Genomic DNA, 22,464 nt, shown 5'->3' on the forward strand with positions numbered 1-22,464 from the left:
AGCCAATCATCACCACGAGCCGCCACGGCCAGCAAGAAACCAACGACAAACACGGAGTTCGACATGGCAAAAATCATCGGCATCGACCTTGGCACCACCAATTCCTGCGTCGCAGTGATGGAAGGCGGTGCGCCGAAGGTCATTGAAAACAGTGAAGGCGCGCGCACCACGCCGTCCATCGTCGCCTATATGGAAGACGGTGAAATCCTGGTCGGCGCTCCGGCCAAGCGCCAGGCAGTGACCAATCCGCGCAACACGCTGTATGCGGTGAAGCGCCTGATCGGCCGCAAGTTCGAGGAAAAGGAAGTGCAGAAGGACATCGGCATGATGCCCTACAGCATCGTGCGCGCCGACAACGGCGATGCCTGGATCGACGTGCGCAGCAAGAAGCTGGCGCCGCCGCAAATCTCGGCCGAAGTGCTGCGCAAGATGAAAAAGACCGCCGAAGACTACCTCGGCGAAGAAGTGACCGAAGCCGTGATCACCGTGCCGGCCTATTTCAACGACAGCCAGCGCCAGGCCACCAAGGACGCCGGGCGCATTGCCGGGCTGGACGTGAAGCGCATCATCAACGAGCCCACCGCCGCGGCCCTGGCTTTCGGCCTGGACAAGGTCGGCAAGGGCGACCGCAAGATTGCGGTGTACGACCTGGGCGGCGGCACCTTCGACATCTCCATCATCGAAATTGCCGATGTGGACGGCGAAAAGCAGTTCGAAGTGCTGTCCACCAATGGCGACACCTTCCTGGGCGGCGAAGACTTCGACCAGCGCATCATGGATTACATCGTCGCCGAGTTCAAGAAGGAGTCGGGCGTCGATCTGTCCAAGGACGTGCTCGCGCTGCAGCGCTTGAAAGACGCGGCCGAGAAGGCCAAGATCGAGCTGTCCAGCAGCCAGCAGACCGAGATCAACCTGCCCTACATCACCGCCGATGCCAGCGGCCCCAAGCACCTGAGCCTGAAGCTCACGCGCGCCAAGCTCGAAGCCCTGGTGGAAGAACTGATCGAGCGCACCATCGAGCCCTGCCGCAAGGCCATCAAGGACGCGGGCGTGAAGATCGGCGACATTTCCGACGTCATCCTGGTGGGCGGCATGACGCGCATGCCCAAGGTGCAGGACAAGGTGAAGGAGTTCTTCGGCAAGGACCCGCGCAAGGACGTGAACCCGGACGAAGCCGTTGCGGTGGGTGCCGCCATCCAGGGCTCGGTGCTGGCCGGCGACCGCAAGGACGTGCTGCTGCTCGACGTCTCCCCGCTCACCCTGGGGATCGAAACCCTGGGCGGCGTGATGACGCCCATGATCAAGCGCAACACCACCATCCCCACCAAGCACACGCAGGTCTACTCCACGGCCGACGACAACCAGCCGGCCGTGACCATCAAGGTGTTTCAGGGCGAGCGCGAACTGGCCAGCGGCAACAAGCTGCTGGGCGAGTTCAACCTCGAAGGCATTCCGCCGGCCGCCCGCGGCACGCCGCAGATCGAAGTGACGTTCGACATCGACGCCAACGGCATCCTGCACGTCAGCGCCAAAGACAAGGGCACCGGCAAGGAGAACAAGATCACCATCAAGGCCAATTCGGGACTGAGCGAGGACGAGGTGCAGCGCATGGTGCGCGATGCCGAAGTCAATGCCGCCGAAGACCACAAGAAGCGTGAACTGGTGGATGCGCGCAACCAGGCCGACGCCGCCGCGCATGGCGTGCGCAAGTCATTGGCCGAGCATGGCGACAAGCTGGATGCGGGCGAAAAATCCGCCATCGAAGCCGCCTTGAAAGACGTGGACGACGCCATCAAGGGTGACGACAAGGCTGCGATCGAATCCAAGACAGAAGCCCTCATGAGCGCCAGCCAGAAATTGGGCGAGAAAATGTATGCCCAGGATCCGGCGGCCGCGGCCGCGGCCGCTGCGGCTGGCGGCGCCTCGGCCGGTGGCGCCTCGGGCCGCACCGACGACGATACGGTCGTGGACGCCGAGTTCAAGGAAGTCAAAGACGGCAAGGCCTGAGCCGCCGCGCTGGAGAACAGGCATGCCGTTTGCATGCTGATTGCGGGGAGGGTGTCGTCACCCTCCCCTTTTGCGTTTTTCATACGGGATCGTTTCAAGCATGGCCAAACGCGATTTTTACGAAATTCTGGGCGTCCCCCGCGACGCGGACGAAGACGCCCTGAAGAAGGCCTACCGCAAGCTGGCCATGAAATTCCACCCGGACCGCAACGAGGGTGACAAGGCCGCCGAAGAGCATTTCAAGGAGGCCAAGCAGGCCTACGAAACCCTGACCGACCCGCAAAAGCGCGCCACTTACGACCGCTTTGGCCATGCCGGGGTGGACCCTTCCGCCGGTGGCATGGGCGGTGGCGCGGCTGGCGGTTTTGGCGACTTCGGCAGCATTTTCGAGGAGATTTTCGGCGGCGCCGGCAGCCGGCAACGCAGTAGCGGGCAGCAGGTGTATCGCGGCTCGGACCTCAGCTACTCGCTCAGCCTGTCACTGGAAGAAGCCGCGCTCGGGGTGAACAAATCGTTGCGCATCCCATCGTGGGATAACTGCGACACCTGCGGCGGCAGCGGCGCCAAGCCCGGCACCAAGCCCAAGGCCTGCCCGACCTGCAAGGGCAGTGGCGCCACCACGCAGCGCATGGGCCCATTCGCCATGCAGCACACCTGCTCGACCTGCGGCGGCACCGGCAAGATCATCCCCGAGCCCTGCACCACCTGCCACGGCCTGGGGCGCGTCCAGCGGCAGAAAACCCTGGAGGTGCAAATTCCCGCCGGCATCGACACCGGCATGCGCATCCGCTCCAGCGGCAACGGCGAACCGGGTGTGAACGGCGGGCCTTCGGGCGACCTCTACGTTGAAATCCAGATCAAGCCGCACAGCATTTTCGAGCGCGACGGTGACGATCTGCACTGCAAGATTCCGGTCAGCATGACCGCTGCCGCGCTGGGTTCGCGCATCGAGGTACCCACCCTCTCCGGCCCGGCCGAGATCGACCTGCCCGAGGGCACGCAGTCGGGCAAGACCCTGCGCCTGCGCGGCAAGGGAATCAAGGGCATCCACGCCGGCCACCCCGGCGACCTGTACTGCCATATTCAGGTGGAAACACCAGTGAAACTGAGCGAGGAACAGCGCCGCATGCTGGAGCAGCTCGACGAGTCGTTCAAGCGCGGCGGCGACCGCCACTCTCCCGGGGGCAAGACCTGGGGCGACAAGGTCCGGGACTTTTTCAAATAAGTTCGTGCCGCCCCGGTGCGACAATTCGCGCCTTCCCATCCAACGTCCAACAAGCCATCATGGAAGCCGAACAACTCAACGCCCTCTCCGCCCAACTGCGCGACCTGTCCGCGCGCACGCGCTCGCTCCGGGGGTATCTTTGACTACGACGCCAAGTCGGCCCGTCTGAGGGAGGTCAGCGCCGCGCTGGAAGACCCCAAGGTCTGGGACGACCCCAAGCGCGCGCAGGAGCTGGGCAAGGAAAACCGCGGGCTGGAAGCCGTGGTGCTGGAGATCGAGCGCATCGAGCGTGAACTGGCGGACGAGCAGGAGCTGTTCGAGCTGTCGCGCGACGAGGGCGACGACGCAACCCTGCTGTCGATCGAAGCCGATGTGCAAGCCACCGCCAAGCGCGTGGAAGACATGGAATTCCGCCGCATGTTCTCCAACCCGATGGACCCCGGCAACTGCTTCATCGACATTCAGGCCGGCGCCGGCGGCACCGAAGCCTGCGACTGGGCTTCCATGCTGCTGCGCCAATACCTGCGCTACAGCGAGCGCCAGGGCTTCAGGGTCGAGGTGCTGGAAGAATCCGCCGGCGACGTTGCCGGGGTGAAGAGCGCCTCCATCAAGGTGGAAGGCGATTACGCCTACGGCAAGTTGCGGACCGAAACCGGCGTGCACCGGCTGGTGCGCAAAAGCCCGTTCGACTCCTCCGGCGGGCGCCACACCAGCTTCGCCAGCGTGTTCATCTACCCCGAGGTGGATGACTCGATCGAGATCGACATCAACCCGGCCGATGTCCGCATCGACACCTTCCGCGCCAGCGGCGCCGGCGGCCAGCACATCAACAAGACCGATTCGGCGGTGCGCATCACCCATGTGCCCACCGGCATCGTCGTGCAATGCCAGAACGACCGCTCGCAGCACAAGAACCGTGCCGAGGCCTGGGCCATGCTGCGCTCGCGCCTGTTCGAGCACGAGCTGCGCAAGCGCCAGGCCGAACAGCAAAAGCTGGAAGACAGCAAGAGCGACGTCGGCTGGGGCCACCAGATTCGCAGCTATGTGCTAGACCAGAGCCGCATCAAGGACCTGCGCACCGGGGTGGAAATCTCCAACACCCAGAAGGTGCTCGACGGCGACCTCGACGACTTCATCTCCGCCAGCCTGAAACAAGGGCTGTGAGCCCGTCGCGCCGTTTTCAGCCGCCCTCGCCCCAGCGTCCCAAAGCATCAACCGGATGACCGCCATGCGCACCGACCAAGCTCCCGTGATCTCCCGCCTGCAGTACGCCAAACCGGCCTATGCCATCGACCAGGTCACGCTGGAATTCGACCTCGACCCCGATCGCACCCGGGTGAAAAACCGCATGCAGCTGCGCCGCCTGGCCGACGCCTCGGCCGACGCGCCGCTGCTGCTCGACGGCGAGGACCTGACGCTGCAATCGCTCACCGTGGACGGCAAGGCCTGGGTCTACGCCGCAACCGACGGCGGCATCCGGCTGGACAAGCTGCCAGACGCCTTTCAGCTCGACATCGTCACCGCCTGCTCCCCGCGCGCCAATACGCGCTTGTCGGGCCTGTACCTGTCGGGCGATGCCTTCTTCACCCAATGCGAGGCCGAGGGCTTTCGCCGCATCACCTACTGGCCCGACCGTCCGGACGTGATGAGCCGTTTCACCGTGGTGCTGCGCGCCGACAAGGCCAAGTACCCGGTGCTGCTGTCCAATGGCAACCTCAAAAGCCAGCGCCCGCTCGACGATGGCCGCATGGAAGCGGTGTGGGAAGACCCCTTCCCCAAGCCCAGCTATCTGTTCGCGCTGGTGGCCGGGCGCTTGGTGTGCCGCGAGCAGCGCATCCGGGCTGCCGATGGCCGCGAGCATCTGCTGCAGGTGTATGTGCGCGAGGGCGACCTGGACAAGACCGAGCACGCCATGCAGTCCCTGGTGCATTCGGTGGCCTGGGACGAGCAGCGCTTCGGCCTGAGCCTGGACCTCGACCGCTTCATGATCGTCGCCGTGAGCGACTTCAATATGGGCGCGATGGAGAACAAGGGCCTCAACGTCTTCAACACCAAGTACGTGCTGGCCAACCCCGCCACCGCCACCGATGCCGATTACATGAACATCGAGTCGGTGATCGGCCACGAGTATTTCCACAACTGGACCGGCAACCGCATCACCTGCCGCGACTGGTTTCAGCTCAGCCTGAAGGAAGGCCTCACCGTGTTCCGCGATCAGGAATTCAGCCAGGATCTGGCGGCGCAAAGCGGCGGCGAATCGGCACGCGCGGTCAAGCGCATCGAAGACGTGCGTGGCCTGCGCGCGGTGCAGTTCCCCGAGGACGCCGGCCCCATGGCCCACCCGGTGCGGCCCGACAGCTATGTCGCCATCGACAACTTCTACACCCCCACGGTCTACGAAAAAGGGGCCGAAGTCGTGCGCATGATGCAAACGCTCGTCGGCCGCGCCGGCTTCGCTGCCGGCATGAAGCTCTACTTCGCCCGCCACGACGGCCAGGCCGTGACCTGCGACGACTTCCTCGCCGCCATGGCCGACGCCAACCCCGGCTCGGCGCTCGAGACGCACCGTGCCCAGTTCAGCCTGTGGTACGCCCAGGCTGGCACGCCGCGCCTGCGCGCCGCCGGCCAGTATGACGCCGCCGCCCGCAGCTACACCCTCAGCTTGACGCAGGCCTGCCCCGCCACACCCGGCCAGCCTGAGAAGCAGGCGCAAATCATTCCCTTGCGCCTGGGCCTCTTGGCCCGCAGTGGCGAGGCGCTGAGCTTCAGCGTGGAAGCCGGCGCGCGCGGCACCGATGCCCTGCTCGTGCTCACCCAGCCGCAGCAGAGCTTCGTGCTGCACGAGGTGGATGCCGAACCCATCCCTTCGCTGCTGCGCGGCTTCTCCGCTCCGGTGCTGCTGGACGACGGCCTGAGCGACGCTGACCGTCTGGTGCTGCTGGCCCACGACACCGACCCCTTCAACCGCTGGGAAGCGGCGCAGCGCCTGGCCCTGGCCCGCCTGCTGCCCGCCGTGCAGGACGGTGGCCTCAAGCTTGACGCCACCTACCTCGACGCCCTGCGTGGCGTGTTGCACGACACCGGGCTCGATCCCGCGTTCAAGGATCTCGTGCTCACGCTGCCCAGCGAAGGCTATATCGCCGAGCAACTCGGCCAGATCGATCCCGCCCGCATCCATCAAACCCGTCAGACCATGCGCCTGGCCCTGGCGCAGCAACTGCAAGCCGACTGGGAGCAGACTTGGCATGCCCTTGCGCCTACGGGCGGCTACACCCCCGACTTCGCCGGCGCCGGCCGGCGCGGTTTGCGCAACCTCGCCCTGTCCTACCTCAGCCTCACGGGCGACGCGGTGTGGCAAGGGCGCGCCTACCAGTTGGTGAAGGATGCGGACAATATGACCGACCGCTTCGACGCCCTCGCTGCCCTGGTGGGCTGCCGCGCCGAGTTGGCCCAGGCTGCGCTGGAACGCTTTGCCGCGCAGTTCGCGCACGAGCCGCTGGTGATGGACAAATGGTTCGCGCTGCAGGCCACCGCGCCGGGGGTCGAGGTCAGCGCCATCCGCACCCTGATGCAGCGCCCCGACTTCAGCATTCGCAACCCCAATCGCGCGCGCAGCGTCATTTCCACGTTCTGCCAGGGCAACCCCGGCGCCTTCCACCGCACCGACGGCGCTGGCTATGGCTTCTGGGCCGAGCAGGTGCGCACGCTCGACGCCATCAACCCGCAAGTCGCCGCCCGTCTCGCCCGCGCGCTGGACCGCTGGCGCAAACTCACGCCGTCGTACGCCCAAGTGGTCGAGCCCATCATGCGCGACCTGGCGGCCCATCCAGGACTATCGGCCGACACCCGCGAGATCCTGGGCAAGGCCCTGGCCTGAACAGCCGCACTGGTCAGTTCCACATCACCCCAGCTGCACATCACCCCAATACTCAGGAAACCCCGATGTCCGACACCACCATCAGCCTGTCGCGCTGGCTCATCGAGCAAGAACGCACCCACGGCCATATTCCCGGCTCGCTGCGCCTGCTCATCGAGCAGGTGGCACGCGCCTGCAAGCGCATCAGCCACGCCGTGAACAAGGGGGCCAGCGCCGGCATCATGGGCAGCGCCGGCAGCGAGAACATCCAGGGCGAGGTGCAGAAAAAGCTCGACGTCATCGCCAACGACGTGCTGCTGGAAGCCAACGAATGGGGCGGCCACCTGGCCGCCATGGCCTCGGAGGAATTGGAGCGCATCCACGTCATTCCCCACCGCTACCCGCGCGGCGAATACCTGCTGATGTTCGACCCGCTCGACGGCTCCAGCAATATCGAGGTCAACGTCACCATCGGCACCATCTTCTCGGTGCTGCACCTGGCCGATGGCGTCAGCGAAGTCGGGCCCGAGCATTTCCTGCAGCCCGGGCGCCAGCAAGTGGCCGCCGGCTACTGCACCTACGGCCCGCAAACCACGCTGGTGCTCACGCTCGGCCACGGCGTGACGGTGTTCACCCTCGACAGCAGCCAGGGCAGTTTCGTGCTGACGCAGGAAGGCCTGCGCATCCCCGAGTCCACCCGCGAGTTCTCCATCAATATGTCGAACCTGCGCCACTGGGCACCGCCCGTGCAGCGCTACATCGACGAATGCCTGCAAGGCAAGGACGGCCCGCGCGGCAAGGACTTCAATATGCGCTGGGTCGGCAGCATGGTGGCCGACGTGCACCGCGTGCTCGCCCGTGGCGGCGTCTTTCTCTACCCCTGGGACCGGCGCGAACCCGACCGCGCCGGCAAGCTGCGCCTGCTGTACGAAGCCAACCCCATGGCCCTGCTGGTGGAACAAGCCGGCGGCATGGCCATGGCCGGCACTGAGCGCATCCTCGACATCCAGCCGACCAGCCTGCACCAACGCGCCGCGGTCATGCTGGGCAGCAGCGAAGAGGTTGCCCTGCTGCAGAAGTATCACCAAGAAGCACAGTAAATGCCGACGACCAGACGCGAACCCGGCTGGGTCAGATCGTCCGTTTCGCGCGCTGGATCGGTTAAGATTTCGCGTTTTGCCGCCGGTGTAGCTCAGTTGGTAGAGCAGCTCATTCGTAATGAGAAGGTCGAGGGTTCGATTCCTTTCACCGGCACCAGAATTTCCAAGCTAAATCAGTGACTTACAGAATCATTCGTTGTCACTGATATGCAGCGATTATCCCCGATTGCTGCAAAAATTGCAGCAGGATTGCAGCACTGATGCAGCATCCGCGCAGCGCAAACCACCTTGCGCAGGCACTCAAAACAATAAAAAAGAATGTTTGCCAATGTGGATTGGCATGCGTTGCAGGGCCGCTGTTTGCGTTGGCAGGCGACAATCGAGGTACGACCAGCCGTCACCGACAGCCTCATGCCCAGCCTCTCCCGCATCGAAATCCGCAGCCGCTTGTCCGCCTTCGCCAAGGAGTGGCAAGACGCCCATAGCGAGGCCGCCGATGCGAAGACGTTCTGGCTGCGGTTCTATAAGTGCTACGGCATCCGCGCCGAGTCGGCCACTCGGCTACATCAAGCAAATCCCGGCATCGATGTAGCACCTCGCTTTCTCCTTACAGCGGCGCGCGCGACGTCCAGGAGACCAGATAGCATAAGGGACTGAGGACTACACAACAAATTCAAGAAACGGCGCCCCTGGCCGATGGGCAAGACAAGATGAGCGATCTGTTTTTCGAGAAGCCGATTCTCAATTTCCCCTACGCCTATCCAATTCGCCATTGGGAACTCGATTCATCAGGGCAACCAACTCAGAAAATCGTCGAGTCGCGCAGGCGCGCCGAGTTCATCACACCGATCCCCAAGCCCAAGAAGCAAAACGGCGCTGTCAAGCAAGAATCCTTGCTATTCGACGAAGGCAAAGGCCTTTCGACCCAAGAGCAGCAGTACGACCACACTGCTGTCATTAACGCGGTGCGGCAGGAAGTGGACAAGTGGCGTGCCCTACCTAACCCGAATGATTGGCGTGTCACGCCTGAAACCGCACGCCTTCTCCAACACTGGCGCCATCACAATTTCAGCAGCGTGCGTCCGTTCTTCTGCCAAGTGGAGGCCGTGGAAACAGCCATCTGGCTGACCGAGGTGGCACCGCAGATTGGTAAGACCGGCCAGACCTTCATTGATCACTTGGCACGCGCCAATCACGACGCCAACCCGGAGCTAATGAGGCTGGCCCTCAAGCTGGCGACCGGGGCGGGAAAGACCACCGTCATGGCCATGCTCATCGCTTGGCAGACGATCAATGCGGTGCGCCGGCCGACCAGCAAGAAGTTCACCCGCGGCTTCCTGGTCGTGACGCCGGGTCTGACCATTCGCGACCGGTTGCGTGTGCTCCAGCCAAACGATCCCGACAGCTACTTCAAGAGCCGCGAGCTGGTTCCTGGCGACATGCTGGGTGACATGGAGCGTGCCAAAATCGTCATCACCAACTACCACAGCTTCAAATTGCGAGAGCGTATGGAGTTGTCCAAGGGCGGTCGTCTGCTGCTGCAAGGCCGAGGGGGTGACGAACTCAACACCTTGGAAACCGAAGGTCAGATGCTTCAGCGCGTCATGCCCGACCTGATGGGCATGGGCAACATCCTCGTCATCAACGACGAAGCCCACCATTGCTACCGGGAAAAACCGGATGCTGCGACAGACGACGATGGCCTGAAAGGTGACGACAGGAAAGAGGCCGAACAAAACAACGAGGCCGCGCGCGTGTGGATCTCCGGCCTTGAATCCGTCAACCGTCAGCTCGGCGTTGCACGGGTTTTCGACCTCTCTGCCACCCCCTTTTTTCTGCGGGGCTCCGGCTATGCCGAAGGCACCCTGTTTCCGTGGACGATGAGCGACTTCTCGCTGATGGACGCCATCGAGTGCGGCATCGTCAAGCTGCCGCGCGTGCCGGTGGCCGACAACATCCCCGGCGCCGAGATGCCCATGTTCCGCAATCTGTGGGAGCACATCCGCACCAAGATGCCGAAAAAGGGCCGCGGCAAGGCCGAGGGTCTGAATCCGCTCGACCTGCCCACGCAACTGCAGACGGCGCTGCAAGCGCTGTACGGCCACTACGAAAAAACCTTCGAGCTTTGGGCCAAGGAAAAAATTTCCGTGCCGCCTTGCTTCATCATCGTCTGTAACAACACATCGGCATCGAAGCTGGTCTATGACTACATCTCCGGTTTTCAGCAGCGGCGCCAGGATGGAACCAGCACACTGGTGGAAGGGCGCCTGCCGCTGTTCCGAAATTTTGATGAACACGGCAACCCGCTTGGCCGCCCGAAAACACTGCTGATCGACAGCGAGCAACTGGAATCCGGCGATGCCTTGGACGACAACTTCCGCACCATGGCCAGCGATGAGATCGAGCGCTTCCGCCGCGAAATCGTCGAGCGCACCGGAGACGTCCAGGCCGGTCAGATCATCACCGACCAGAACTTGCTGCGCGAAGTGATGAACACCGTCGGCAAAGCCGGGCGGCTGGGCGATTCCATCCGTTGCGTCGTGTCCGTGTCTATGCTCACCGAGGGCTGGGACGCCAACACCGTCACCCATGTGCTCGGTGTGCGCGCCTTTGGAACCCAGTTGCTGTGCGAGCAGGTTATCGGTCGTGCGCTGCGCAGACAGTCCTACGAACTCAACGAAGAAGGCCTGTTCAACGTCGAGTATGCCGACGTCCTCGGCATTCCCTTCGACTTCACCGCCAAGCCTGTGATTGCCCCGCCGCAAAAACCGCGCGAGACAGTGCAAGTCAAAGCCGTGCGCCCGGATCGCGAAGCGCTGGAGATCGAATTTCCGCGTGTGCAGGGCTACCGTGCCGAGTTGCCCGAAGAGCGGCTGACTGCTGAATTCAATGCCGACTCTGTTCTCGAACTGACGCCCGACCTGGTGGGCGCCACTGAAACCCGCAATTCCGGCATCATCGGCGCCACCGTCGACTTGAACCTGGTGCACACCGGCGATGTGCGCCCCTCCCAGGTGGTGTACGAACTCACCTCGCATCTGCTGCTCAGCAAATGGCGCGATGCCAATGGCGAGCCGCAGTTGCACCTGTTCGGTCAGCTCAAGCGCATTGCCCGGCAGTGGCTCGACGGCTATCTGGTCTGCAAGGGCGGCACCTACCCGGCGCAGCTCAAGTACAAGATGCTGGCCGACATCGCGTGTGAGCGCATCACCGCAGGTATCACCCGCGCCCTGATCGGCAGCCGCCCCATCCATGCCGTGCTCGACCCCTACAACCCCACGGGCAGCACCGCGCATGTCAACTTCAACACATCCAAGACCGAGCGCTGGGACACCAGCGGGCCGCCGCCGAAATGCCAGCTCAACTGGGTCATCCTGGACAGCGATTGGGAGGCGGAGTTCTGCCGCGTGGCCGAGGCGCATCCCCGTGTCAGGGCTTACGTCAAGAACCACAACCTCGGCTTTGACGTGCCCTACCGCTATGGCTCCGAAGTGCGCCAGTACCGACCCGACTTCATTGTGTTGGTGGATGATGGTCATGGAGATGACAACCCCCTGCACCTGGTCGTCGAGATCAAGGGCTACCGGCGCGAAGATGCCAAAGAGAAAAAATCCACCATGGACACCTACTGGGTGCCCGGCGTCAACAACCTCGGCACTTACGGGCGCTGGGCCTTTTCCGAGTTCACCGACGTGTTCCAGATGCAGGCCGACTTTGCGCAGCAGGTCGAGCAAGCCTTCGACGCCATGCTCCAGGCCTACACCGCATGAGCGTGTCCCATCCATGCCACGATTGGCATCGTTTTTCCCCGCGTCGTGAGCACACGGGGAGGTATATGCATGGAAAATCTGGTTTTTCTATACACGTTCGGACTGACATGCATCGAGAACCAAAGTTCTCTATGCAGCTTTCGCCCTGCCAGGAACGCGCATGACCACCATCACGCCGCTAGAAGCCCTGCAACCCAGTCGGTTCGAGACGCCCGCCATCCTCAAAAAACTGGCGGCGGCCAGCCGTGCGCTGGCAGAACTCAAGGGCATGGCGGCTTCCATTCCGCATCAGGGCATCCTGATCAACACCTTGGGCCTGCAGGAAGCCAAAGACAGTTCCGCCATCGAGAACATCGTCACCACCCATGACGAGCTGTTCCGCCAGGCGGCCTACCCCGACGCGGCCAACACCCCCGCGGCCAAGGAAGTGGCGCAGTACCGGCAAGCGCTGCGCATCGGCTTCGAGGCGGTCAAAGCCACCGGGCTGCTGACCAACAACCACATTCTGCAGATGCAGGCCGAGCTGGAGCAAAACGCCGCCGGCTATCGCAAACTGCTCGGCACCGCCCTCAAGAGCAGCACCGGGCAGACCGTCTACACCCCACCGCAAGAGCCAGACGTCATCGTCGCCCTGATGCGCGACCTCGAACGCTTCATCAACGACGACGCCCTGTTCGACGCCGATCCGCTGATCAAGATGGCGCTCATCCATCACCAGTTCGAGAGCATCCACCCCTTCTACGACGGCAACGGCCGCACCGGGCGCATTGTCAACGTGCTCTACCTGGTCCAGCAAGGCCTGCTCGACACCCCCGTGCTCTACCTCAGCCGCCACATCGTGCGCACCAAGTCCGACTACTACCGCCTGCTGCAAGCCGTGCGTGACGCCGACGCCTGGGAAGACTGGGTGCTGTACATGCTCACCGCCGTGGAACAAACCGCGCGCGAAGGCCTGGTCACCGTGCAAGCCATCAAAGACCTGCTGCTCGAGGTGAAGCACAGCATCCGCGCCCAATACAAGTTCTACAGCCAGGACTTGATCAACAACCTGTTCACCCACCCCTACACCAAGATCGAGTTCATTCAGCACGACCTCAAGGTGTCGCGCCTCACCGCCAGCAAATACCTCGATACGCTGGTGGACGGCGGTTTTCTGCACAAGCAGAAAATCGGCCGCTCCAACTTCTACATCAACACCCGGCTCTACCAAATCCTCACTGGCGACGCCATGCAGGCTGACGAACTCCATCATCATGGCCAATAAACCCAAAGCTCCGCTTGGCGTCGAAACCCTCACGCACCTTGAGGCCACGCGCAAGAACATCCCGACCGCCGAATATCAGTCGGTGATGCAAAAAGACGAGCAGTCGCCCGTGCGCGTGGCCTACGCGCGCCGCAACCGCGACCTCGACCCGCAACTGGTCTGGCGCGGCAAAGACGAGCAGGACTGGAGCGACCTTGTCGTCCACGCTTCGCCGCTCTACATCCAGGAAAAAGTGCACCCCAAGGTGCTGATCGACGACCTCAAGCGTCAATCCGAGCGCGCCGAGGCCGGCAAGGCGGCCACCCAGGCCGGCTTTACTACCGACCTGTTCGCCGACTTCAACGGCCTGCCTGACGACAACGCGAAAACCGAGTTCTATCAGCATGACGCCCACTGGGCCAACCGCATGATCCTCAGCGACAGCCTGCAGGTGATGGCCAGCCTCGCCGAGCGCGAAGGCCTGCGCGGCCAAGTGCAGTGCATCTATTTCGATCCGCCTTACGGTATCAAATTCAACAGCAACTTCCAGTGGAGCACCACCAGCCGCGACGTGAAGGACGGCAGCTCCGGGCATATCACGCGCGAGCCCGAGCAGGTCAAAGCCTTTCGCGACACCTGGCGCGACGGCATCCACTCCTACCTCACCTACCTGCGAGATCGGCTGACGGTGGCGCGCGATCTGCTCACCGAATCAGGGTCGATCTTTGTGCAGATCGGCGACGAAAACGTGCATCGGGTTCGGACAGTGATGGATGAGGTGTTTGGCGATGAGAATTTTGTATCCCAAATCATATTTGAAAAAACAAGTAGCACCTCTACTGACGGATTGGCGTCGATTAGTGACCACATCCTATGGTTTGCGAAAAGACGTGACACCCTTAAATTTAGACCTAGCTATCGCCTTAAGGTCTTAGGTGAGGCCGGAACGACTCAGTACACTTGGTTTGACGAGGGGGGAGGGTTTGACCGCCGTTTGGGTGCTAGCGAAATAGAGTCTGACGCTAGTGAGATAGATCGCAACCGTATATTTGCCTGCGATAACTTGACGAGTCAGCGCCCTGCGCAGGGTACTGACGTTACCTCGTTCGCATACAACGGATCAACGTTCACTCCAGGAAAGGGGACATTCAAAACCGATGCTCGGGGTCTGACACAGTTGGCCAAAGCTGGGCGCCTTAGACCGATTGGGAAATCGTTGATGTACCGACGTTTCTTGTCTGACTTTCCAGTCGTTCCAATTGCCAATTACTGGAACGACGTGAAGATGACAGGTTTCTCCGAAGATAAAACCTATATTGTTCAGACGGGCCAGAAGGTCATTGAGCGATGCCTATTGATGGTCACTGACCCCGGTGACCTCGTGCTCGATCCCACCTGCGGCTCTGGCACCACCGCCTACGTTGCCGAACAATGGGGGCGGCGCTGGATCACGCTTGACACCTCACGTGTCGCACTGGCCTTGGCCCGCGCGCGCATCATGGGCGCCCGCTACCCCTACTATCTGCTCGCCGATAGCCGAGAGGGCCAGCTTAAGGACGCCGAAGTGACCCGTACTGCGCCTTCCAGCCAGACCACGCGAGGCAATCTCCGCCACGGTTTTGTGTACGAGCGCGTGCCGCACATCACCCTGAAATCCATCGCCAACAACGCCGAGATCGATGTCATCTGGGACAAGTGGCAGAAAAAGCTGGAACCTCTGCGCGAACAACTCAACCGTGCTTTGCGCAAGCAGTGGCAGGACTGGGAGATTCCCAGAGACATTTCCGACATCATCGGCAAAGAAGGCGCCTTCCAGAAGACAGTCTTTGATCTTGCTCCAAGTGAGATTCGCAGGATCCACGAGCGGTGGTGGGATGCCCGCATCGCCCGCCAGAAGGAAATCGACGGTTCGATTGCCGCCAAGGCCGAATTCGAGTTTCTGTATGACAAGCCGTATGAGGACAAGCGCAAGGTGCGCGTGGCCGGGCCGTTCACAGTGGAAAGCCTCTCACCCCACCGCGTGCTGGGCGTGGATGAAAACGACGAACTGATTGACGGTGCAGCCGAGCCCAAGGCGGGCTACGGCGACGAGCGCAACTTCGTCCAGATCATTCTGGAAAACCTCAAAGCCGCTGGCGTGCAGCAGGCGCACAAAGACGACAAGATCAACTTCACCGCGCTCACCCCCTGGCCGGGTGAACTGGTGTGCGCAGAGGGCCGCTACTTCGAGGGCGGTGGCGAATCCGGCACGGAAAAACGCGCTGCCATTTTCATCGGTCCGGAGTTCGGCACCGTCTCCCGCCCCGACCTGGTGGCCGCCGCCCGCGAAGCCGGCGACGCGGATTTCGACGTTCTCATCGCCTGCGCCTTCAACTACGACGCCCATTCCGCCGAGTTCGACAAACTCGGCCGCATCCCGGTGCTCAAGGCCCGCATGAACGCCGACCTGCACATGGCTGACGATCTGAAAAACACCGGCAAGGGCAATCTGTTCGTGATCTTCGGCGAGCCGGACATCGACATCCTCGACGCCGAGGACGGGCAGGTGCGCGTGAAGGTCAACGGTGTGGACGTGTTCAAACCCAACACCGGCACGGTGGAATCCAGCAACACCGACGAAATCGCCTGCTGGTTCATCGACACCGATTACAACGAAGAAAGCTTCTTCGTCCGCCAGGCCTACTTCCTTGGCCAGAACGACCCTTACAAATCGCTGAAAACCACCCTGAAAGCCGAAATCAACCCCGAAGCCTGGGCCACGCTCAACAGCGACACCTCAAGGCCATTCGACAAGCCGAAGTCAGGGCGCATTGCGGTGAAGGTCATTAATCACCTGGGGGATGAGGTGATGAAGGTGTTCAAGGTTGAAGGGAAAACATCATGAGTCGTGCTTACCCAATATTGAACCGCCCGCCCATCGTCGAAGCGGTCGTGGACTTTGATTGCGATTTGCCGCCGGGGTTGGAACTCGCTGCGCTTAAAAAAGCCGCGCGTGAGAAATTCGCCGATCTCTATCCATTGGCCCAGCCGCGGCTGATGCAACATGTTCAAGTCAAAGCAGAAGCCGATGGCACTGTCAACTCGTCACTGAACCAGGGCCTTGAGGCATTTATGTTCAAACAGGCTGATCAAAAACAACTGGTGCAGGTGCGCAAGACGGGGTTTTCGTTCAATCGACTTGCACCCTATGAAGGTCTGGAAACCTATCTTCCTGAAATCGAGAGGGTCTGGAGTTTGTATCGTGAGATTGCGCGACCCGTGCTCGTGCGTAGCCTGCGGCTTCGCTACATCAACCGCATCGAGATTCCATTTCAAGTTGGGCCAGTCGATCTTGATAAATACTTCAAGATGCACAACATGCTCGTTGATGATAAAAATATGACGCTGACGGGATTTTTGAGCCAGTATTCCGCAGTCGAGCGTGCAACCGGGAGTCAAGTTGCGGTTGTTCTGACCGCGCAGAATCCGGAGGGTGACAAACTGCCGATCATCTTTGACAATGCGGCAACAGCAAATGTCGAGTTGGAGCCGATGGACTGGCAAGGATTGTTACGAGCCCTGGCCACGTTGAGGGATCTCAAGAACCGCGTCTTCTTTGGAACTGTGAAACAACCATGCTTGGACTTATTCCAGTGATGTCTACCGGCGGCTACGCCTTCGTGCCGGATGTCACCCACTACAGCGCTGTGTCCAACGAGGCCACTCAAGTGATTGAGTCGTTGCGCATGATCGACTATGCGCAACAGGGTTCGCAGATGCTGTCTGGCCGTCTTGCTGAGGCCACGTCTGCCCTGTATGCGGCTGTGAATGAGTCGGAGGTCGATGACGAACAGGCCGCAGTGCCGCTGGGCGCAATACAAAATGCCCGAAGCACCTTGCGGGCCTTGCCCACTGCGCTGCCGCTTCCGGAAATCGGTATTGACCCTGATGGCGCAATCTCGCTGGACTGGATGCCGACACGCTCGCGCATGTTTTCGATCAGCGTGTCGGATTCCGATCGTTTGGCATACGCTTGGTTGAATGGCACGGAGCGTGGCCACGGCGTAGTGCGTCTTGTGGCTGGACAGTTACCTGGGCCCATGTTGTTGCAGCTAATGGAGATCGCTGGCGATGCCGCCGCTTCCCTCAGGGCTGCCTGAATCGGTGGACGACGGCGAGGATCTCGCCCGGTTCCTCACGCAAAGCGGTCATTACAAGCAGCAGAAGGTCTTGCCAAGCGCGTTTTTGCCAAGTACCAAGGACCGTGCGACCTCGGTTTCACGGCACGGGGGGGAGCCACTTGAAAGACTGAAGACTCTCGGGGTTGCCGCGGCAAACGGCCGCGCCTTGCATGGCGCTGCAATTTTTAAGGCGTCGGATGCCCGCCTTGCTGGCCTTGAAGTGAACGCTGATGAGCCCCCCGAGCGGCATGCGTTAGTGAAGGGATGGCCATGGGTCGACTCTGATCCGCAGTTCCAGAAGGCGCAGCAGAAAGAAAAGGCGTTGCAACTTGCATCTGCGGCGGGTGTGCCGCTGTTGTTCGGCGCATGAACTTTCGCATCGCCGACACCTTCACCGACAGATTGGGGCGCCTGACGCCTGACTGGCGGGGAACAGAAGCTTGTCAAGACAACAGCCTTCGACTTGCAGATGAACCCCATCAATTCGGGTATGAGCTTCCACAAAAAAGAATGTTTGCGGTCGGCGCGCACAGGTGATGTTGCAGGTTAGCAACGGCTATATAGAATAGAAAGAAAGTGGTTGCACCCGACAGAAAAATATGGGTAATATATGGGTGTGGTAAGCCTGACTTGATCAGCACACATCAGCCCTGCCAGGGACTCACCCTGGCAATTAAAAAAGCTTGACCCCGGCCCTCGGCTGGGCGTTCAAAACACACTTTGAACTTGACCATGCGCCTCGCGCGCACCGGCACTGACCTGATGACCCCGCGCGTTTCGCGCCTGGCTCACCCCCCCCCCCCCCCAAAAAACTTTTGCCCGCGGCTGGCCGCCGTTTTCTTTTTGCTGGATTTTTGCTCACCACCAGCAAAATGGGGCTGAAAACGCCAAAAGCATAATCAAGCCCTGATTATGCTTTAGAAGTGTTTGCGCAACGCAAACATTATATCCAGCTTTGTTCTGGATTATGGGCAGGTGACAAATTCCTCTTGGAAAATGTCATGAATAGCCAATTCAAACAAACCCCCTTTGCCGCTGCCATCAGCGGCGGCCTTAACCTGCCCGCTGATTTCATGTCGCGGAAATTCAAAATCATCGGGGCCGAGCTTTTCAAACTCAAAGTCCAGTTTGAAACGGACGAAATCCAGAATGAATTCTGGATTTACTGTTCATTCAAATCACGTGTAATTTCACGTGCCCGCCGTATGGGGCAATCAGACCTGCATATTTTCAATGCCTGGGGTCGATATTTTGTCACGACACAGACAAAACGGCGCGCAGATTGGTTTGCAGACAGCCTGGATACTCCAATTAGCAAGGAGGATAAAGAGGGTGGAGAATGCCTGGTTGATAATCTTTCAGGTGATTTGAACGGCGATTTGAACCAGGAAGGAGATGACGATGGCGATGGCGAGGAATCGAGCGAGGAATTAAATGATGGCGATTTGAATTCAAACTGTGTCGGCGAAATCGCCGCATGGCGCGCGGCAGAATTTTCAGATTATGAAGAAGATTGGGCGCGCAGGCACACGCCCGAGGCCATTCAAGCGCGCCTTGGATGCTGCATGAAAACGGCCCAAAATCATTTTAAGCGGGCGCTTGAAACGGCCGAATGGCTCCGTAAAAACCCGGAACTTTTTAATCTTGACGATTACCCTGAAATCGATGATGAAACGCTGAGAAAGGTTATGTGGAGGGGCAAGCGCAAATATCAAAAGCGCGGGCCTGATAGTGCAGTTCAGGGCAGTTTGATTTGAGGGGCGAATGATGAAAATTCGCGCTGAATTTCAAGACGACGGCAATAACTCAGGCAGCGGAGTTAATAGCATGGAACAAAAAATGCACGTTGGACTGCGCACCCAGCCTGGTGTCCTGATGAATGGCACCAAACAGTTTTCATTCGCCGACGTGGCCGCCTCGCTGTTGCCAGAAAGAGAATATATCCTTGGCCCGATTATGCCAGGCAAGGTTGTTGCACTTGCAGGGGCCGATGGAGGGGGGAAAACATGGCTTATGCTGGCTGCTGGCTGCTGGCTGCTGGCGCGACCGTAGCAAGTGGGGTCAGTTTTGGCAACATTTTCCCCACGCCAAAACAGCGCCAGAAGGTCATGTTAATTCTAGGGGAGGACCAGGCTGAGGATTATGCCTGGCGCATGCAGGCCATGATGGAATCCCCGTTTGGCCAAAGCTATCCATGGCTGGATATGGATTTGAAAATTGAAGTTTTGGAAGGGCGGCGTTTCCCTCTCGTCGTCAGATCTGGGGGTGGGGTTGTGGAGTCAGGCTGCTTGGAGGTGCTTGAGAAAATGACACGGGGCTGCAAGCTAGTTGGCATTGATCCAGTAATCATGTTCTCAGATGCAGATGAGGGCAAGAATAATGAGCTTGATGTGTTTGCCAGGGCATTGGCAGCGGTCGCAATCAGGAACAAGCTTGGCTTTTTAATGGCGCAGCACGCCAGCCAGGACGCGATCTTAAACAAGCGCGATGATAATCACGCCGGGCGCGGTGGCACCGCGCTGGCGGCGGCCACTCGGGGTGGCTGGGTCATTCGTGGACTGAACGACAAGGAGGTGAAGGCAGCCAATATTCCTGAACAGCAGTTAGCTGAGTGGAAAGTATTGGTCAATGCCAAAGCCAGTCACAAATCCATTGATAAAAAGGTTTGGCTAAAGCATGAAAAGGATGGAGTGCTGGTGCAAAAGTGGCCGCCCGGGATTATCAAAAGCGCGCCAGAAACTGGTTACAAGAAAAACACGCGTTCTGAAAACAAAAAAACAGTAAATGGAGTGGAATATGGCGACGTCCCTTTCTAAAAGTGGGTTAGTTTTCGCTCCGGTTCACACGGCGAGGCTCGGAATCGCGGAGGCCACGCGCCGACCGCGCGAATTAGAGAGACACTGTGCTAACACCTGGGGGTACTCCAAGGTCACCGGCAAAATTGGGCAGCAACACATTGATTTGCTTGATTACATGGGGCATATTGCTGAAATGAAAATTGTGGATGGATCTGGTCAGCTCAATTTGCTGATTGACAGTTCAAAGCTGAGGGCCGCGCTGGGTTGGAACAAAATAACATATGGTCAGATTGAGCAGCAAATCGAGGATTTACGCAAGGCAAAAGTGGAGGTTTTTGTTCGGCGCTCTGGCATGGACATTCGGGCTGTAGGAGGCATCGTGAGCGAATATCTCATGGCGGACAAAAATAAAACGCAATCATCCAAGACCAGTCATTTGAAAGGCTCTGATGATTTTGGCCGTGGGCTAAGTTTGCATGCTGGTTACTGGAAGATTGTTTTTTCAGCCGCTTGGACTGGCATGCTACTAAATGATTTGCAGTATTGGTATCCGTTGGCTGAAGTCTTATTCCTGAATCCGTGAGCTCGGGCATGCGGAATTTTCATAAGTTGTTGATGCATAATGGTTTATTCGATAAAATGACCCCTTTGTCTTCTCACCCAGCGGGTGAACGTTCCGGGGTATGGCATGGGGTTTGGATTTCGCGTCAAGCAACTCGACTATGACCTGACGCCGGTGGCCGGTCTGGCCCTTGTCGGTCATCACCTCAAGCGCCTCGATCCTCTGTTCAAACGCCTGGATGCCCAGTGGCCTTGCCGCGGCGGACTGCCGCCCAGCACACTGATGCGCAGCTATGTTGGCTTGCTCGCGCAGAGCAAGAGCGACTTCGATGCCATCGAAGGCTTTCGAGGCGATCGTTTCTTCCAGGAGGCGCTGGGTCTGGTGGGTGTGCCGTCCTCGCCCACCCTGCGCCAGCGCCTGGATGCGCAGGCCGCCCTGTGGTTTGACTTCACCTCCCAGGCGATTGAAGCGCTGCTGCGCAAGAGCCAACCGGACTATGGTCTTTTGCCTTGCGGTCATGTGCCGCTGGACATCGACACCTTCGCGATGGACAACTCGGGCACAGCCAAGGATGGGGTGAGCCGCACCTACGCGGGGGTCGATGGCTACTGCCCGCTGGCGGCCTACCTGGGCACGCATGGGTTTTGCCTGGAGTTCGCCCTACGTCCGGGCGCGCAGCACTCGGCTTCGGAGACGACCTACAACCTCGAGACGGCCGTGCCCATGGCGCAGCGCCTGTCGACCGCAGGCCCCAAGGCGCCGATTCTCGTGCGCATGGATGCGGGGTTTTGCTCGGCCGCCTTGATGGCCGACATGCAGCGCTGCAACAGGCCAGGACTGCCCCGGGTCGATGTTCTGATCAAGTGGAATCCCCGCAAGACCGATCCTCTGGAGGTCTTGCGACGGCAGGAACTGGAAGGGGGTTTGTTGTGGCAGCATCCGCGCGCAGGCAAGCGCGTGGCGGTTTGGGAGGTGGCCGTGCAGGTCGAAGGCATCGCCCATCGCCTGCGCCGCATTGTGCGCATCACGGAGCGCACCGTCGATGCCCGTGGCCAGCAGTTTTTGGTCCCCGAGATCATCTTGGAGGGCTGGACGACAAGCTTGCCCAAGGCCATCAGCGCCGAGGCGATCATCGACCTGTACGCCGGGCACGCTACGCACGAGCAGTTCCATGCGGAATTCAAAACCGACATGGATCTGGAGCGACTGCCCTCGGGGAAGTTCGACACGAACGATCTTGTCTGCCAGCTTGCGGCCCTGACGATGAACGTGCTGCGCCTCATGGGGCAGCAAGGGCTGCTGGGGCCGCATGCACCGGTGCGCCATGCGGCCAGGCGACGGCGTCTGAAGACTGTGATCCAGGAACTTGTCATCCGCGCAGCACGCGTGATCAACCATGGCGGGCGGCTGTGGTTGGGACTGGGCGCCAACGACAAGGCAGCCCGTGCCTTTTGCGATCTGCATGCGCAGTTCGCCGCCAGCGGCTGAAGACGCAGTCCAAGCTTTCCCAGCACCCCAAGACGCTGGCCACAAGGGCTCAGCGGGGGAACGGCTGCGCGCAACCCACCCGAAATGACCGATCAAGGGGGCCGATCGTTCGCGCACAGCCCCACAGCCCCCTTCGACACGGCGCTCGAACCGTGAACCTGCGGGAAATCGGGAAAATCGGGCCGTCACAATCAGCTTTCAAGTCGATGGATTATCGGAAGTCACGGATTCAGGTTATTGCTCAAAAATGGAATA

The 22,464-nt window shown here is 60.4% G+C and carries 17 protein-coding genes and 1 tRNA gene; all 18 read left to right on the forward strand.

Annotated features, from left to right (window positions below; translation table 11 throughout):
• Positions 1 to 63 precede the first annotated feature (63 nt).
• The 18 genes from dnaK (at position 64) to THIX_RS16965 (ending at position 22,209) form a co-directional block, all read left to right on the forward strand.
• Entirely contained in the window at positions 64 to 2,007 is a 1,944-nt protein-coding gene (gene dnaK / locus THIX_RS16890) for a molecular chaperone DnaK (RefSeq protein WP_112487109.1), read from the forward strand.
• A gap of 100 nt (positions 2,008 to 2,107) precedes the next feature.
• A complete protein-coding gene (gene dnaJ, locus THIX_RS16895) occupies positions 2,108 to 3,232 on the forward strand; it encodes a molecular chaperone DnaJ (protein WP_112487110.1) in 1,125 nt (374 codons plus the stop codon).
• Positions 3,233 to 4,460: 1,228 nt separating this feature from the next.
• Positions 4,461 to 7,109: an aminopeptidase N gene (pepN, locus tag THIX_RS16900; protein WP_112488432.1), complete on the forward strand. Its 2,649-nt coding sequence runs from the start codon at positions 4,461 to 4,463 to the stop codon at positions 7,107 to 7,109.
• A gap of 65 nt (positions 7,110 to 7,174) precedes the next feature.
• Positions 7,175 to 8,188, forward strand: a complete 1,014-nt coding sequence (locus THIX_RS16905) for a class 1 fructose-bisphosphatase (RefSeq protein WP_112487111.1) — start codon at positions 7,175 to 7,177, stop codon at positions 8,186 to 8,188.
• An 81-nt stretch (positions 8,189 to 8,269) separates the two neighbouring features.
• A tRNA-Thr gene (locus tag THIX_RS16910) sits at positions 8,270 to 8,345 on the forward strand.
• 161 nt (positions 8,346 to 8,506) lie between these two features.
• Positions 8,507 to 8,845: a hypothetical protein gene (locus THIX_RS16915; protein WP_112487112.1), complete on the forward strand. Its 339-nt coding sequence runs from the start codon at positions 8,507 to 8,509 to the stop codon at positions 8,843 to 8,845.
• Positions 8,846 to 8,898: 53 nt separating this feature from the next.
• Positions 8,899 to 11,958: a BPTD_3080 family restriction endonuclease gene (locus THIX_RS16920; RefSeq protein ID WP_112487113.1), complete on the forward strand. Its 3,060-nt coding sequence runs from the start codon at positions 8,899 to 8,901 to the stop codon at positions 11,956 to 11,958.
• Positions 11,959 to 12,118: 160 nt separating this feature from the next.
• On the forward strand, positions 12,119 to 13,222 hold the full coding sequence (locus THIX_RS16925) for a Fic family protein (protein WP_112487114.1): 1,104 nt from the start codon (positions 12,119 to 12,121) through the stop codon (positions 13,220 to 13,222).
• Positions 13,212 to 16,085 carry a site-specific DNA-methyltransferase gene (locus THIX_RS16930; protein WP_112487115.1) on the forward strand — a complete coding sequence of 958 codons (2,874 nt, stop codon included), beginning with the start codon at positions 13,212 to 13,214 and terminating at the stop codon, positions 16,083 to 16,085. The genes THIX_RS16925 and THIX_RS16930 overlap by 11 nt, the downstream gene beginning before the upstream one ends.
• The gene (locus THIX_RS16935) at positions 16,082 to 16,837 is read left to right on the forward strand and encodes a TIGR04255 family protein (RefSeq protein ID WP_112487116.1); all 756 of its coding nucleotides are present in this window, start codon (positions 16,082 to 16,084) and stop codon (positions 16,835 to 16,837) included. The genes THIX_RS16930 and THIX_RS16935 overlap by 4 nt, the downstream gene beginning before the upstream one ends.
• Positions 16,816 to 17,340, forward strand: coding sequence for a hypothetical protein (locus tag THIX_RS16940; RefSeq protein ID WP_158540932.1), 525 nt, complete (start codon positions 16,816 to 16,818; stop codon positions 17,338 to 17,340). The genes THIX_RS16935 and THIX_RS16940 overlap by 22 nt, the downstream gene beginning before the upstream one ends.
• A 4-nt stretch (positions 17,341 to 17,344) precedes the next feature.
• On the forward strand, positions 17,345 to 17,731 hold the full coding sequence (locus THIX_RS16945) for a hypothetical protein (protein WP_146748599.1): 387 nt from the start codon (positions 17,345 to 17,347) through the stop codon (positions 17,729 to 17,731).
• A complete protein-coding gene (locus tag THIX_RS23700) occupies positions 17,728 to 17,898 on the forward strand; it encodes a hypothetical protein (protein ID WP_162497977.1) in 171 nt (56 codons plus the stop codon). The genes THIX_RS16945 and THIX_RS23700 overlap by 4 nt, the downstream gene beginning before the upstream one ends.
• Before the next feature lie 464 nt (positions 17,899 to 18,362).
• Complete coding sequence (locus THIX_RS16950; protein ID WP_112487119.1) at positions 18,363 to 19,118, forward strand: hypothetical protein; 756 nt, start codon at positions 18,363 to 18,365, stop codon at positions 19,116 to 19,118.
• 7 nt (positions 19,119 to 19,125) lie between these two features.
• A complete protein-coding gene (locus tag THIX_RS23160; RefSeq protein WP_146748600.1) occupies positions 19,126 to 19,413 on the forward strand; it encodes a hypothetical protein in 288 nt (95 codons plus the stop codon).
• The gene (locus tag THIX_RS16955; RefSeq protein WP_112487120.1) at positions 19,368 to 20,177 is read left to right on the forward strand and encodes an AAA family ATPase; all 810 of its coding nucleotides are present in this window, start codon (positions 19,368 to 19,370) and stop codon (positions 20,175 to 20,177) included. The genes THIX_RS23160 and THIX_RS16955 overlap by 46 nt, the downstream gene beginning before the upstream one ends.
• A complete protein-coding gene (locus THIX_RS16960) occupies positions 20,158 to 20,742 on the forward strand; it encodes a hypothetical protein (RefSeq protein WP_112487121.1) in 585 nt (194 codons plus the stop codon). Before THIX_RS16955 ends, THIX_RS16960 begins: the two co-directional genes overlap by 20 nt.
• 105 nt (positions 20,743 to 20,847) lie before the next feature.
• Entirely contained in the window at positions 20,848 to 22,209 is a 1,362-nt protein-coding gene (locus THIX_RS16965; protein WP_086558171.1) for an IS1380-like element ISCARN34 family transposase, read from the forward strand.
• Positions 22,210 to 22,464 lie beyond the last annotated feature (255 nt).

Source organism: Thiomonas sp. X19 (assembly GCF_900089495.1).
Classification (GTDB): Bacteria; Pseudomonadota; Gammaproteobacteria; order Burkholderiales; family Burkholderiaceae_C; genus Thiomonas_A.